Origin of the sequence: Epilithonimonas xixisoli (genome assembly GCF_004365655.1) — a bacterium.
Classification (GTDB): Bacteria; Bacteroidota; Bacteroidia; order Flavobacteriales; family Weeksellaceae; genus Epilithonimonas; species Epilithonimonas xixisoli.
Map to the genome: position 1 here is coordinate 1,074,613 of NZ_SOEO01000001.1, position 14,153 is coordinate 1,088,765.

The following is a 14,153-nucleotide window of genomic DNA, read 5'->3' on the forward strand; positions in this document are numbered from 1 at the left end:
ATTTAATTTTTCCCGAAAGAGTAGTCTTGGTAAACGGTTTCTATTAATTTTTCGCTGTTGATATTTTTGGAGAATATAGGCTGATGGAATTTTTCCAATTTGTCGAGAATTCTTATCAATTCCATTTTTTCGGAATGGTTTAGATTTCCGCTGACAATTTGTGTGGCGTTTCTAATCTTTTCCATTTGATTGTCTAATGCCAATTTTCCAGCTTCAGTAATGTTAAGAACTTTGGATCGCTTGTCTTCTTGGGAATTGGATTGTTGAATCCAGCCTTGGTTTATTAATCTGTTAATGATCAATATTCCGGAGGATTTGTCGTGGATATTTTTTTTAATCAATTCCATTTTAGTCATCGAACCAAAAGCTTTGAGATTGATCAAATAACTGAATTCGTCCTGCGTTTTGAAATCCGAACCTGCGATGGCGGATTTGGAATAAGTTTTTGCATAGCGATTGAGATGGACCAACAAAGTGCTAATCACGCTTTCCGCTGATCTTCCGTTTTCTTTTCCGGGCCAGTTTTGCTGGGAAGTTTCGGATTTGACCTTTTTAAATTCTGAGTTTGCAACCCAAGCTTTGAAACCATCAGCATCGTTTGAATAAAAATTTTCTTGATTTTGTGATTCAAATTCTTCCGCTAGATTGATGATATCTTTAATAAAACTATATTTCATTTGTGATGTATTTGTATTTTTCTGTACTAATTATTATGCCAATTGTTTATTAATGATATAAAATTAGTCAAAATTTATTTCACAAATTTGATAAATCGTAAAAAATCTTAATTACGCTGAGATTTATGTTAAGAATTTCTAAAAAAAATTAAAATTTGAAAAGAATAACGAATTATGGAATCGTTGTTGTGGCTTAGCTAATAACATTAAAACAAAAAGTTATGAAAACGGAAATGAAAAGTTTAATGTTTGGATTATCATTGGTAGCAGGAAGCTACTTAACTGCCCAAACAACACCGACCACGAATGATACTGTAAAAATGGAAACGACTGCAAATGCGACAGGCACAGCAGTTACAAACCCTACAATAGAAGCCTTGCAAAAGCAAGTTGCGACAAAACCAGATGATACACAAGCTTTGGTGACTTTAGCAACAGCCTATCAAGACGCGGGAGATTGGAACTCTGCAATTGCGACTTGGAACAAGATCACAGCCATCATTCCAGATTGGGCGCCAGCATATTACAGTATTGGATACGCCAACCAATCTGCGAAAAATAACCAAGGTGCTAAACAGGCTTATGAACAATATATTGCAAAAGTAAAACCAGAGGAAGTGGAAGCTTCTAAGCAAAATCTGGGTTACGCCTATTTCTTTATTGCATTCCAAGATAAAGACACCGATAAGGAAAAAGCAAAACAATATATCGCAAAATCTTTGCAATATGACGGTTCAAACCAAGATGCGCTCGCTTTGAGCAAAACCTTGATGAACTAATTTTTAATACACTCTTTATTATAAAAAAGACGCTTAATTTAAGCGTCTTTTGTTTTATACATTCTCTTGTGAATCCTTATTTTCAGAAGGATTTTGAGTTTTGTTGTTTTTCTTTTTATAGAAATAATAAACAATTCCGGCAATCAGGAAAACAGGCCAAAAGGGTAGGAGAAAGAGCAGAATGCTTCCGATGACATCCCAGCCAGAGGAAATTGCGTCCAGAGATTTTGATCCAAAGCTTTTGTCTTTTTCGTCCACAGTTGGATGGATTTTGTTGCCGTACAAAGTGATTTCGATGTCGCACATTTTGTTTTGATTGTAATCATTTCCGACAATCTCGACATTCTTATTTTTCACAATTCCAAGGTCTGCCAATTCCTCAACCAAATAATCGAATTTCTGCAACGGAACTTTTGCCGTGATGTAGTAAGTTTGGAATTCGTCATTGCTAATGAGATTTTCGGTTTTGATAATTCCGTCATATCTTCTGATTTGGTCCTGAACCAAATATTTTCCCGTTGCAATATCATCAACATTGATTTCTACATAACCTTTCTTTATAATCGAAGCTGGTTTTGGATGTGAATCTTGTTGCGGTTTGTCTCTGTAAACGATTTTATTAACCGTTTTGTTGACAGGTTTTGGAATTTCTTTTTTGATGGAATTTTTAATCGAATCCAGATTGGAACTGATTTTTTTCTCCTCGATTTCCTTCTTGAATTTCTCAACATTCTCACCAATTGAATCGATTTTGCTCTTGCTGTTTTCAAAAGCTTTCTCGATTTCTTCTTTATTTTTAATTAAATCTTTAGCCTTCAAGTTGACTGAATCCACAATCGAATTGGCGGTAGATTCAAATTTCTGTACGCTTTCCGAAGCTTTATCAAATAACGAATCTGCATTAGCGATTGCATTATTAGCTTGTTCTAAATCTGCCTTCTTACACATTGTCAATGTGCTCAAGGCGAACACGGTCAATATTAATTTTTTCATTTTGGATAATTTTGTTGATGTAAAACTACCAAGGCTGTGAAAAATTAATTTGTAAATGAAAGGGATTGTTTTTGTAAGGTTTTAAATTAATGTAAATCAGTTGTTTGTGTTTATTTTACAAAAGATTTACAAGAGATTAAATCAGATTTGAATTCAAGTTATAATAATAAATCCGTGTTTTTAAACTAAATCCAACTGAATATTTTTGCATTTAATTATTAAGTTGAAAATTATTTATTAAAAATTCAAATGAATCTAATTTTTTTTTAATTTTAAATTCTAAAACTTAAAACCTATGAAAAAAATTCTAATTCCAATCCTAGTTTGTTGTGGATTGTTTTCTAATGCTCAAAGCAGACCTTCAACTGGTGCAGCTGTAGGTGTAGCAGCAGCGGCAACTGCGGTTACATTTTTAGCGGCGAATGCTGCAAAAAAAGAAGTTGCAAAACAGATTTCTCAGTTTCGGTCAAAGGAATATATTATCAATCAGATTATTGGTGATGCTGGAAATCGAGAAATTAAATTTGAAACCGAAAGTTTAGCATCCGATGATAGCGGAGGTTTGATTTCTGTAGCTTTCAATTGTGATGAAGTAAATGAAAGAGGATTATTGCTTGCATTTTTTGGAGAAAATCGAGATTCTAATGGAAATCTGGGAAATGCTTATGCGTTCAGATACTTACCATTGGAAGAAGCACAAAATGTATTATTAAGACTAGAAAAAGTGCGTGAAGAAAATTCAAAATATTTGTCAGAATCTTCTAATGTCAACAATGTTTATGTTCAACATCAGGATATTAAATTTGTTTTTTACAGAGATTTTGGAAATCAAATCCGAGTTTTTTGGAACGGATTTGAAGTGATTTGGGAACAAACTGCTTTTGATCGAACAAAAAGAAGATTAAACAAATGGTTTAAATAAAAAAAAGTGATTCCAATCTAGGAATCACTTTTTTGTTTTATGATTGTTTAAACTCACTAATAAAATGCAACTTCACATTCGGAAACTTCTCCTGTGTCATCACAATCGTAAAAGATGAATCTGCAAGGAAAACCAATTGGTCGTATTTATCTCTCGCCAAAAATCTCTGTTTCAATCGCGCAAATTCCTGAAATTCCTCAGACCTTTCGTCCGCTTCCACCCAACAAGCTTTGTGGATTCCGATTGGCTCATACGTACATTTTGCACCATATTCGTGCTCCAAACGGTATTGGATCACTTCGTATTGTAACGCTCCAACCGTTCCAATGATTTTTCTGTTGTTCATTGTCAATGTGAAAAGCTGGGCAACACCTTCGTCCATCAACTGGTCGATTCCTTTGGCCAACTGTTTCGCTTTCAGTGGATCATCGTTGTTGATATAACGGAAATGCTCCGGAGAGAAATTCGGAATTCCTTTGAAACTGATCTTTTCACCAGCCGTCAAAGTATCACCAATCCTGAAATTTCCTGTGTCGTGAAGTCCCACAATGTCGCCTGGGAAACTCTCGTCCACAACTTCTTTTTTGTCCGCAAAGAATGCGTTAGGAGAGGAGAATTTCATTTTTTTGCCTTCTCTTACAAGCAAGTAATTTTCATTTCGTTTGAAAGTTCCGGAAACGATTTTCACAAACGCCAAACGATCTCTGTGTTTCGGGTCCATATTTGCGTGGATTTTGAACACAAATCCAGTGAAATTTTTCTCTTCAGGTTTTACAATTCTCGTCGAACTTTCCTTTGGCTGAGGCTTCGGCGCAATTTCGATGAAAGCATCAAGCAATTCTCTAACTCCAAAATTATTCAAAGCGGAACCGAAGAAAACAGGCTGTAGATCGCCGTTCATATAATCGTCTCGGTCAAATTCCGGATAAACGGATTCCACCAATTCCAACTCTTCACGAAGCGTCGCAGCGGCTTTTGCACCAACCAACTCATCGATTTGAGCATCATTGATGTCATCAAACTTAATCGCCTCACCAACTTTCTGTTTTTTCTCTTCCAAAAACAATTGGATATTCTTTTCCCAAATATTATAGATTCCCTGAAAGTCCGCTCCCATACCAATTGGCAGAGAAAGTGGCGTCACACGAAGACCCAATTTCTGTTCCACTTCATCAAGAAGATCGAAGGCATCTTTACCCTCACGGTCCAACTTGTTGATGAACACCAACATCGGAATGTTTCGCATTCTACAAACCTGAACCAATTTTTCCGTTTGTTCTTCAACCCCTTTCGCAACGTCGATTACGACAATTACGGAGTCAACCGCCGTCAAAGTTCTATATGTGTCTTCAGCAAAATCCTTGTGACCTGGCGTATCCAAAATATTGATCTTGTGACCTTTATATTCAAAAGCCAAAACCGAAGTCGCTACGGAAATCCCTCTTTGACGCTCGATTTCCATAAAATCGGAGGTTGCTCCTTTTTTGATCTTGTTGGATTTCACCGCGCCCGCTTCCTGGATCGCACCTCCAAAAAGAAGAAGTTTCTCTGTAAGCGTCGTTTTTCCCGCATCGGGGTGAGAGATGATCCCGAAAGTTTTTCTCCTGCTGATTTCTTGTTCTAAAGACATAATAAAATTTGAGACTGCAAAAATCGTGTTTTTTATCGAATTCTGAAAATCGAGTTTTTATAAAAGAATTAGTACCTACTTTCTGCTATATATTTTATTTTAATATCTTCTTACTGGAAAAACGTTGAGATTTAATATTTTGGAATAGTAACCAAATAATTCAAATCCAGTCTGTTGATTTTTAAAATTAGTTGAGTATGAATACTGGGAAGTATTTTGTGTTGATGTCCAAGCATAATCTCCAATATTTATGTTAGCTTTATACAAACTATTTGATATTACTAACATCTCTTCGCTTGATGCTAAAAACCAATCTGAATAGCCATTTCGGGTCAAATTATAACAAAGCTTTGCAGCACAATCTGCTTGTGAGGTATTATTAACAATAATTTGTGTATTTTCTAAACCTTTTCCAAAATCTGTTACTGTTCCTGAGATGTATTTAACTTCGCCCCAAGAAGCTCCATTAGTATTGGAGTAATATTTAAGTGAGGTTGGATGTATTTCTAAATACCTCCAACCATTAGTTGTTTCACCTTTGTCATAAGCAACATAACCACCAGCTGGTCCAAAATATCCTGTTGTTTTAAATTGTTTTTGTTCAGAATAATAATAGCCTCCTGATGAATTCTTCTTACAAGCTCTAACATAATATGTCGTATCCTTAGTTAAGTTTACTGCAGTTAAATCGTAAGAAGCAGAACCAATAACAGTTTTACTAACGAAATTATCATTTATAGTCGGATTAGGGTTTTTGCTATATACAAATCCTACCAATGAACTAGTTGAATTTTCCTGATTTATACTAGCTCTTAATTCCACTTCAGTTGCAAGTATATTTGTTGGGTTAATTATATTTAATATTTCATCTGTTTTAAAACTAACAGTATTACCATATTGTAAACCTTTTGCATTTTCACAATACGCTCGTACATAATATATTTTATTAGGTTCTAATTCATTACTTAGATTAAATGAAAATAATCCTGTTAAATTATTATAATATTCTTTAATATTATTTGAGGAAATAGTAGGATTATCAGATGTTCCCCAGCATATACCATATTTAATAATTTGACCATTACCATTATCAGTAATATTACCTCCTAATTCAGCACCGGTTGAATGTATATTTTCTGCTTTTAATGTGATGATTTTTGGTAATGTAACAGTAACATTAGTTTCAGAATTTTCATCATCAGAATTACTACATGATATTACGAATAGGAAAAGAATAATTTGAATGAATAAAGATAGGATTTTAATTGATTTCATATTTGAATTTTTTGCAAATATCATCTATTTTTCTTTAATATAGGTGTCAATTTTTAATATACTTTTTTGCCTGTTGTGTGTCTTTTGTAAAATAATTCAATTTTTTTAAATATTTATTTATAATCTTATTTTAGGATTCTCAATATTATAGATATATCAATTCTTCAAAACCCCATATTCAGTGTCTTCAATAATATTGATATCAACAAAATTCTCCGCATTTTTTATCAATCGTCTGCAATCAGGACTAAGATGTTTAAGGCGAATCGTTTTCCCTTGAGAGTGATAACGCTCAGTCAGTTTATTCAGAATATCAATCGCAGACATATCCACAACACGACTTTCCCTGAAATCAATAATCACTTCTTTTGGGTCATCCATCACATCAAATTTCTCAGCAAAAGTAGTTGTCGAACCAAAAAATAAAGGTCCAAAAATCTCGTAATGTTTCACACCATTATCATCAATATATTTCCTCGCTCTGATTCTTTTCGCACTTTCCCAAGCAAAAACCAAAGCAGAAATAATCACACCAATCAAAACGGCCAATGCCAAATTGTGAAGGAAAACGGTGATCAAAGTCACAACCACCATCACAAAAATATCAGACTTCGGAAATCTCTTGATCGCTTTGAAACTTGCCCACTCAAACGTTCCGATAGCAACCATGATCATTACGCCAACCAACGCTGCGACGGGCATTTTTCCAATTACTGGTGCTCCAAAAAGAATGATAAAAAGAATAACCAAAGCAGCAATGATTCCAGATAATCTAGCTCTTGCGCCAGCAGAAAGATTGACCAAAGTCTGCGCAATCATTGGACAGCCGCCCATTCCGGTAAAGAATCCGTTGAGAATATTGGCTGTTCCTTGTGCGACGCATTCTCGGTTGCTGTTTCCTTTGGAATTTGTGATTTCATCAACCAGATTTAAGGTCAACAAACCTTCCGTCAATCCAACGGTTGACATGATCAATGCAAATGGAAAAATGACTTTCAAAACTTCAAAAGACATCTCAACATTAGGAATGTGAAACGGAGGAAAACCGCCAGCAATATTAGCAATATCACTCACTGTTTTAGTTTGAATTCCGAAAATCATTACCAAAGCAAAAGTAACAGCAATCGCCACCAATGAAGCTGGAATTTTCTTTGTCAATCTTGGAAATATTAATACGACAGAAATCGTCAACGCGACCAAGCCAAGCATTATATATAAAGGACTTCCAAACAACCAACTATTCGAACCTTGGATTTTAAACTGATTGATTTGCGACATAAAAATCACAATCGCCAAACCATTCACAAAGCCGTACATTACAGGTTGCGGAACAAGCCGAATGAATTTACCCAACTTAAAAATCCCGACCATAATCTGAATGATTCCAGCCAAAACGACGGTCGCAAAAACATATTCGATGCCGTGGGAAATCATCAATGGAATCAAAACAATCACAGTTGCGCCGGCGCCACCGGAAATCAAGCCCGGTCGTCCGCCAAAAATTGCTGTGACCAATCCCATGATAAAAGCGGCGTACAAACCTGTCAATGGTGAAAATCCAGCAAGAATCGCAAACGATAAGGATTCCGGGATCATCGTCATTGCAACGGTTAATCCTGCGAATATTTCGTTTCTATAATTTACTTTTTGAGAGAAATCAAAAAGGTTGAGAACTTTCTGCATAAGAATTTGAAAATGCGAAATTAGGAAGAAACTTGTGAATTTAGTTGTAGAAGGAAATAATTAATTTTGTTCTAGATAAAGATGATTTTGCAGATTCGGTTTCATTAATAAAATGTGCTAAATCAGCGAGAATTTTAGATTATTCAGACAATTTCATTTTCAGAAAATAAGCCAAGCCCAATCCAACCAAAACAATCGCAATGCTAAAGGGAAAAATATACGCCAACCCAAAAGCATCAGCCACACCGCCAATCAAAGGACCCGTGATTCCCAAAGAAATATCGATGAACAATCCATAACCAGCCAACGCCGAACCTTGATTGGATGATGGAACAGTTTTCATCGCCATCACGCCCAAAGCTGGGAAAATCAATGAAAATCCTAATCCCGTAATTCCTGCGCCAACGAGAGCCAAATAAGGATGAGTCGCTAAACAAATGATGGTCAGACCCAATGTTTCAACCGTCAAACTGGCAATTGCGACATTGATTCCGCCAAATCTGTTAATTGCATTACTGAAAATCAATCTCGAAACGACGAACAAAATCCCGAAAACCGACAGACAAAGTGCGCCGTTTTCCCAATGGTGAAAATCGTAGTAAAGCGTGATGAATGTTGAAATCGTGGCAAATCCCAATCCCCCCAAAGCCAAACACATCCCAAAAGGCGCGACTTTTCCAAGCACGTTCCAGAAAGATTTTTGAGCTTCTTCAGATTTTTTGCCGGTTCGATTTTCTTTGGTTCTGGCGAAGAAATAGCCAATCAAGCCTAAAATGATAATCAGAATTCCCAATCCATAAAAACTGAAATTCTTCACAATCACAACGCCCAAAGACGCACCCAGAGCCAAAGCGCCGTAACACGCAACGCCGTTGTAAGAAATTATTTTTGCGGTATGTTTTTCACCAAGACTCATAATCGCCCAATTGATGGGACTTGCGCCAATCATTCCTTCTGCAGAACCAGTCAGCAAACGGGTGAAAATCAGGAAAACCAAACTCGTGATAGGAGAGAACTTAAAGTAAAACGCCATTATCAAAATAATTCCGGTCACTGAAAACCCCAACATACTTCCCAGAACTGCTGGTTTTGGACCTTTGTTATCCACTATTTTGCCAGAATAAGCGCGCATCACAAATGTCATCACATATTGCAAACTAATCACAATTCCCGCTACCAACATACTGAATCCCAAACCTTGATGAATGAAAATCGGTAAAACGGAAAGCGATAATCCGATAATGAAATAACCAATAAACGTGAAAATAATATATGAAATAAGGGAAAGTGAACTGTTCCGTGTGTTGTCAATCGTTGCATCCATATCATTAAAAATATCAAGATGCAAAATTACCCCACAATTATTTCTTAGACAGCGGTTTTTTGGTTAATAAATTGATAATTTTTTATAGATGAAATCAATAATCACCGTCAGATATATAGAAAAATCTGTAACTTTCGGCTTCTAACTCAAATTAGACTAATTTAAAACTAATTTTAACCCATAATGACGAAGCTTCAGAAGTTAAAAAACGCCATTCAGTACATCATTAAAGAACCAAGTTTACTCAATATTATTCTCGATTTGAATGATATTAGAAAACAGGAATTTGAAAAAAGGTATCCTCAATTTTTGAGTCTTCCAGAAGTTTCTCTGGACGAGATATCGGGTGGAAATTTTGAAGCTGATATTGATTTGTGCATTTTGGATGGTGGTTCACTTCCTACAGATTTGGCTTTGTTAAAGACTTTAGCGAAAGGAAAAGAATCTTATTTCGAGATTGGAACTTGGCGAGGCGAAAGTGTTTGGAACGTTGCCAAAGAAATCGATGATTGTACAACGCTCAACCTTTCAAAACAAGAAATGGAAGCGATGGGTTGGAATAAAAGATATGCGGAACTTCACGGTATTTTGTCCAAGAAAAATCCAAAAATCCTTCATCTGGAAGGCAATACCAAAACCTATAATTTTGCTGGATTGAATAAAAAATATGATTTGATTTTCATCGATGGTGACCATTCTTATGAGATGGTAAAACACGATACAGAAAAGGTTTTCCAACATTTGGTCCACGATGAAACTGTGGTGGTTTGGCACGATTACGCCTACAATCCTGAGAAAATCCGATACGAAGTTTTCAAAGCGATTTTGGATGCGTTGCCGAAAGAACTGCATCAAAATCTTTATCATCCACAAAATACAATGTGCGCTATTTTTACCAAGAAAAAATACAAAACTTCAACGTTTGAAAGTCCGAAAACACCAGAAGTTTTATTTGAAGTGAAATTAAAATCAAATCAATTTTAATTTGAAATTTCTCATCATTATTCCCACTCACAACGAAGAACAGAGCGTTGCTTCGTGTTTGGAATCTTTGCAAAAGCAGAGTTTTCAGGACTTTACCTGTGTGGTTGTGAATGATGGTTCTACGGATAAAACCAAAGAAATCATTAATAGTTTCAAGGTTCAAGATTCAAGGTTCAGAGTTTTAAGCTTAGAAAAATCAGAACATTCTCCTGGCGCAAAAGTGGTGCGGACCTTTAACAAAGGATTGGAATCTGTGGATTGGAAAAGTTTTGATGTGATTTGCAAGTACGACGCAGACATTGTTTTTCCACGAAATTATCTTGAAAAAGTCAATCGGGTTTTTGAAGAAAATCCAAAAGCTGGATTGGTTTCCGGTTTGGTTTACATTAGAAATTACAAACAAAATCCACAGATTAAAAACCTGAAATTACCGAGTGAAAATCTCTTAGATTTTAATAATAAAAATCACGATTGGGTTTTCGAAAATCTATCATCCAAAAATCACGTTCGTGGTCCGATTAAGGCTTACAGAAAGGAGTGTTTTGAAGCTATGAATGGACTTCGACCAGTTTTGGGCTGGGACAATTTGGATGTTTTGTTGGCGAAAAAAAATGATTGGGAAGTTGTGACTATTAAATATATTTGGGTAAAACATTTGCGCCCAACGGCTTATAAATACAAAGATCAGAAGGCAGAAAAACTCGGACAATATTTTTACAATATTGGTTTGAGTTTGCCTTTGGCGATGATTTCTTCTGCAAAATCCAGTTTCAAAAATCGTTCTGCAAAAGGGTTTTTCATCACAATTAATTCTTTTTTGAAACAGAATGAAAAACGGGAATTAAGCAAAGATGAAATTAAATTTATAAGAAATCTGCGTTGGAAAGAGTTCTTCAAAAACTTCGGCTTGTAAGTTTTCCATATTCTCTTTCAATTTATTATGATTTTTGCGCTTCTGTATTTGAAGATACAAAATGATTCTACTTTTATTCATCATTAAATGTTAAGCAGATATCAATCAAATTATTTTGAATCATTTCAAAAAAAATTGTGACTTTGTTTTAAAAATCTTTTCAAAGTCAACGAAAAAATATCTAAATTGAGCCTTTACTTCAAAAGGCTTTTTTTATGCAGTTTCTCCAAAGGATTATTTCAGAATTATTAGAAAATCACAAAGACCTTTCGGGCTTAGACATTGTTTTACCCGGAAAACGTCCAATGGTCTTCATCAAAAGGATCTTGCAGGAAAAGCAGTACCAAGGCCTTTTGCCCAACTTCGTGACGATAGACGAACTCATCGCAGAACTTTCTGAAGATTTGGAAGTAAAAGGAATCGCACTCTGGCTTTTCGCTTTCCGAACCTATCAGAAGGTAGATGCTTCCGAAGATTTCTCAGGCTTCCTGAAATGGTTTCCAACACTCCAAAAAGATTGGGATGATATGATGAAATTCTCAGAAAATGACCAAAAGATTCTTGAATGGATGTTGGATGAAGAGCGCATTAAAAACTGGGGCGAAGACCTTGGCGATGATGATAATGCAAGAAAGAGAAACCTCAATTTCTGGCGAAAAATGAACGAGTTTCTACCACTTCTGAAATCAGATTTAAAGAAAGAAAATCTCGCAACTGCAGGAATGATCTATCAGGAAGCTTTTTCCAAATTAGAAAATTTCGCAAAATCGACTCAGAATCATTTTGTTTTCTGCGGTTTCAATGCGCTATCAAGAGTCGAGGAACAACTTGTAAGAAAATTACTGCAATGGAACAAAGCTGAAACCTATTTCCAAGCCGACAAATATTACATTGACGATGCAAGACAGGAATCCGGAAAGTTCCTCAGAGACACCATCAAATGGAAAGAATTTGACCTTTACAGAAACTTTAATTGGATTGATGATCAATTCTCTCAACCAAAAAGCATTAAAACTTATGAAGTTTCCGGAAACATCGTTCAGGCAAAAGTTCTCCCTGAAATTCTGAAGAAAATTCCAAAAGAAGAATTATCAGAAACAGCTTTGGTCTTGTTGGATGAGAATCTTCTGCCAGCCGTTTTGGACAGTTTAACTTCAGTTGAAAGTGTTAACATTACGATGGGCTTTCCATTGAAAAATTTGTCATTTAGCAATGCGATCAAAAAACTATTTTACCTTCAAAAACAACAGGAAAAAAAGTCTTCCAGCTATTATTACGCCGATGTCTTACCAATTTTGGAAGAACTTCCGAATGATGAAATAGACAGCGCGGTCATTCAGGAATTTATTGCCAAAATCGAAGAAAGAAACATTGTTTATATTTCCAAAAATCTATTGGCAGAATTACTTGGAAAACTCAGTTATTTTCAATTGCTTCAAAAACCGGAATCAACTCAAAATTTTCTGGATCTTTTAATTAAATTCTGCTATGAATTGAAATTCAAAGAGTTGGATGATATTCAATATGAGAATGTGGCGCATTTTGAAAAGGTTTTCAAAGTCATCAAAAACCAATTGTTGCCTTATAAAATCGAAATTAAAATTGAGACTTTGGAAGTTCTCATCAATCAGTTGGTCAACACAGAAAGCATTGATTTTGTGGGAGAACCATTGGCCGGATTTCAAATTATGGGATTGTTGGAAACCCGACTTTTGAATTTTAAAAATATCATTCTCCTTTCCGTTAACGAAGGGAAATTGCCATTAGGAAATACCCAAAATACTTACATTCCGTTTGATGTCCGCAAAAATTTTGGACTGAATACTTTTCTGGAAAATGACAGTATTTACGCTTACCATTTTTATAGATTAATTCAAAATTCAGAGAATGTGCATTTGCTTTACAACGCTTTGAGTTCTGGTGTAAACACTGGTGAGAAAAGCCGATTTATCACTCAACTCGAAATGGAAAGTCCACACCAAATCGAACACATTATCATTGAAAATACTTCTGAAACAATTTCTCAAGAGCTAATGAAAATCGAGAAGAATGAAGCGGTAATTCAACTTTTAAACGAATGGAAAAACCGCGTTTCTGCTTCACATCTTGTGACCTATCTCTATAATCCAATTGATTTTTATCTCAATCAAATCCTAAAAACGAGAGAAACCAACGAAATCGAAGAAGAACTTTCACAAAGAAATTATGGGAATTTGGTTCATTATGCTTTGCAGTTTTTGCATGAACCAATCAAAGGTAAAATTCTATCAATTAATGATTTAGAAGATTTACTTCAAAAAGTGGATGAATCTATTGAAGATGCGATTGATAAACTAAAACACCAATCCGAATTCTATGAACGCGGAATGAATTTCATTCATAAAGAAATCGCCAAAAGGGTAGTGCGTAACATTGTAGAATATGATTTGGAATTGGTGAAAAATGGTTCAGCATTAGAGATCATCGACCTTGAAAAAGAAATCAATTGTGATTTTTATCTTGATGAAAACCGAACCGACAAAATCAGTTTCTACGGTTTCATCGACAGAATTGACCGCTTGGACGGAGTAACTCGAGTGATTGATTACAAAACGGCGAAACCAAAAAAATTAACCGTTAGTTTAGGAAAGAATAAGGAAGAAAAATTGCCGGAATTATTTTTTAATGATGATTACAAACAAGCTTTACAACTTTCGATTTATAAATATTGCATCACCAATTCTTTAAATATTAAACCAGAAAATGTGGAAACCGCCATTTGGTCTTTCGCAGAAGTGAATAACGGTCCGCAAAACCTTAATTTCATTGATATTGAAGATTCTGAAGTAGAAGATTCTATCAGAAATTTGATTGCTGAAATCTTGAATCCTGAAGTTCCTTTTGAAGAAAAGGAAAAAGTGAGTTGGTAACTCATAGCATTATCTTAAAACACAATTTTGTCATTCCGAAGGAATCCAAACTGTTTTATTTTCA

General features: G+C 35.2%; 11 protein-coding genes. 5 read left to right on the forward strand and 6 right to left on the reverse strand.

The genetic code is table 11. From position 1 onward, the window contains the following. Nucleotides 1-2: 2 nt before the first annotated feature. Nucleotides 3-677 (reverse strand): MarR family winged helix-turn-helix transcriptional regulator, encoded by a 675-nt coding sequence (locus B0I22_RS04875; protein ID WP_133943525.1) that lies wholly within the window; start codon nucleotides 675-677, stop codon nucleotides 3-5. A gap of 221 nt (nucleotides 678-898) precedes the next feature. Between B0I22_RS04875 and B0I22_RS04880 the strand changes: the two genes are divergently transcribed. Further along, complete coding sequence (locus B0I22_RS04880; RefSeq protein WP_133943526.1) at nucleotides 899-1,456, forward strand: tetratricopeptide repeat protein; 558 nt, start codon at nucleotides 899-901, stop codon at nucleotides 1,454-1,456. Nucleotides 1,457-1,510: 54 nt separating this feature from the next. Here B0I22_RS04880 and B0I22_RS04885 read toward each other — a convergent pair whose 3' ends face one another. Beyond that, nucleotides 1,511-2,449 carry a DUF4349 domain-containing protein gene (locus tag B0I22_RS04885; RefSeq protein WP_133943527.1) on the reverse strand — a complete coding sequence of 313 codons (939 nt, stop codon included), beginning with the start codon at nucleotides 2,447-2,449 and terminating at the stop codon, nucleotides 1,511-1,513. A 295-nt stretch (nucleotides 2,450-2,744) separates the two neighbouring features. On the opposite strand from B0I22_RS04885, the gene B0I22_RS04890 reads away from it, so the two are divergent. Continuing rightward, on the forward strand, nucleotides 2,745-3,371 hold the full coding sequence (locus B0I22_RS04890; RefSeq protein WP_133943528.1) for a hypothetical protein: 627 nt from the start codon (nucleotides 2,745-2,747) through the stop codon (nucleotides 3,369-3,371). A gap of 37 nt (nucleotides 3,372-3,408) precedes the next feature. Here B0I22_RS04890 and B0I22_RS04895 read toward each other — a convergent pair whose 3' ends face one another. The 4 genes from B0I22_RS04895 to B0I22_RS04910 all read right to left on the reverse strand — a co-directional run bounded on the left by B0I22_RS04895 (nucleotide 3,409) and on the right by B0I22_RS04910 (nucleotide 9,283). After that, nucleotides 3,409-5,001, reverse strand: a complete 1,593-nt coding sequence (locus tag B0I22_RS04895) for a peptide chain release factor 3 (protein ID WP_133943529.1) — start codon at nucleotides 4,999-5,001, stop codon at nucleotides 3,409-3,411. Between the two features lie 99 nt (nucleotides 5,002-5,100). Beyond that, nucleotides 5,101-6,276 (reverse strand): DUF1566 domain-containing protein, encoded by a 1,176-nt coding sequence (locus B0I22_RS04900; RefSeq protein WP_133943530.1) that lies wholly within the window; start codon nucleotides 6,274-6,276, stop codon nucleotides 5,101-5,103. Between the two features lie 156 nt (nucleotides 6,277-6,432). Next, on the reverse strand, nucleotides 6,433-7,959 hold the full coding sequence (locus B0I22_RS04905; RefSeq protein WP_133943531.1) for a SulP family inorganic anion transporter: 1,527 nt from the start codon (nucleotides 7,957-7,959) through the stop codon (nucleotides 6,433-6,435). 139 nt (nucleotides 7,960-8,098) lie between these two features. Further along, nucleotides 8,099-9,283: an MFS transporter gene (locus tag B0I22_RS04910; RefSeq protein WP_133943532.1), complete on the reverse strand. Its 1,185-nt coding sequence runs from the start codon at nucleotides 9,281-9,283 to the stop codon at nucleotides 8,099-8,101. A gap of 183 nt (nucleotides 9,284-9,466) precedes the next feature. Between B0I22_RS04910 and B0I22_RS04915 the strand changes: the two genes are divergently transcribed. The 3 genes from B0I22_RS04915 (at nucleotide 9,467) to B0I22_RS04925 (ending at nucleotide 14,089) form a co-directional block, all read left to right on the forward strand. Beyond that, nucleotides 9,467-10,267: a class I SAM-dependent methyltransferase gene (locus B0I22_RS04915; protein WP_133943533.1), complete on the forward strand. Its 801-nt coding sequence runs from the start codon at nucleotides 9,467-9,469 to the stop codon at nucleotides 10,265-10,267. A 1-nt stretch (nucleotide 10,268) separates the two neighbouring features. Then, nucleotides 10,269-11,180, forward strand: coding sequence for a glycosyltransferase family 2 protein (locus tag B0I22_RS04920; protein WP_133943534.1), 912 nt, complete (start codon nucleotides 10,269-10,271; stop codon nucleotides 11,178-11,180). Nucleotides 11,181-11,395: 215 nt separating this feature from the next. Then, nucleotides 11,396-14,089 (forward strand): PD-(D/E)XK nuclease family protein, encoded by a 2,694-nt coding sequence (locus B0I22_RS04925; protein WP_133943535.1) that lies wholly within the window; start codon nucleotides 11,396-11,398, stop codon nucleotides 14,087-14,089. Nucleotides 14,090-14,153: the final 64 nt, after the last annotated feature.

Excerpts from the sequence above, each read along its gene's own strand:
- B0I22_RS04895 (WP_133943529.1), bottom strand. The coding sequence starts at position 5,001 with ATGTCTTTAGAACAAGAAATCAGCAGGAGAAAAACTTTCGGGATCATC.
- B0I22_RS04905 (WP_133943531.1), bottom strand. The coding sequence starts at position 7,959 with ATGCAGAAAGTTCTCAACCTTTTTGATTTCTCTCAAAAAGTAAATTAT.
- B0I22_RS04885 (WP_133943527.1), bottom strand. The coding sequence starts at position 2,449 with ATGAAAAAATTAATATTGACCGTGTTCGCCTTGAGCACATTGACAATG.
- B0I22_RS04880 (WP_133943526.1), top strand. The coding sequence starts at position 899 with ATGAAAACGGAAATGAAAAGTTTAATGTTTGGATTATCATTGGTAGCA.
- B0I22_RS04910 (WP_133943532.1), bottom strand. The coding sequence starts at position 9,283 with ATGGATGCAACGATTGACAACACACGGAACAGTTCACTTTCCCTTATT.
- B0I22_RS04915 (WP_133943533.1), top strand. The coding sequence starts at position 9,467 with ATGACGAAGCTTCAGAAGTTAAAAAACGCCATTCAGTACATCATTAAA.
- B0I22_RS04900 (WP_133943530.1), bottom strand. The coding sequence starts at position 6,276 with ATGAAATCAATTAAAATCCTATCTTTATTCATTCAAATTATTCTTTTC.
- B0I22_RS04875 (WP_133943525.1), bottom strand. The coding sequence starts at position 677 with ATGAAATATAGTTTTATTAAAGATATCATCAATCTAGCGGAAGAATTT.
- B0I22_RS04925 (WP_133943535.1), top strand. The coding sequence starts at position 11,396 with ATGCAGTTTCTCCAAAGGATTATTTCAGAATTATTAGAAAATCACAAA.
- B0I22_RS04890 (WP_133943528.1), top strand. The coding sequence starts at position 2,745 with ATGAAAAAAATTCTAATTCCAATCCTAGTTTGTTGTGGATTGTTTTCT.